Here is a 241-nt window from a genome sequence, read left to right as displayed (position 1 = left end):
AGTGAAACAAGATTTCAAGGCGCTCGAGAGTGACGATGAAGAAACCAAAGCCCCCGCCATAATTGATTTGCTCTTCAATATTGCTTTGGTTTTGCTGCATGTTGCGAACAAACCTGATGTGTCTTCCCCGCAGATACAGCCGATCGATGACGCTCACTTGCCCACTGTCGAGTCCTCGGTTACAGCAACTGATAAGCAGTACATGGCCCCGGTTGAAGTTAACGTCCAACAAGGCTCGGTC

1 protein-coding gene is annotated in these 241 nt (G+C 49.4%); it reads left to right on the top strand.

Annotated elements, in window-relative coordinates:
• A partial coding sequence (locus GHO03_RS25450; RefSeq protein ID WP_218574342.1) for a hypothetical protein occupies positions 1-241 on the top strand: 241 nt, incomplete at both ends.

The sequence above is a fragment of the Pseudomonas sp. FSL R10-1339 genome, from assembly GCF_009600545.1.
GTDB classification, from domain to species: domain Bacteria; phylum Pseudomonadota; class Gammaproteobacteria; order Pseudomonadales; family Pseudomonadaceae; genus Aquipseudomonas; species Aquipseudomonas bubulae.
Note: the sequence above shows the minus strand (reverse complement) of the source record. Positions and strands in the feature narration are given on the sequence as shown.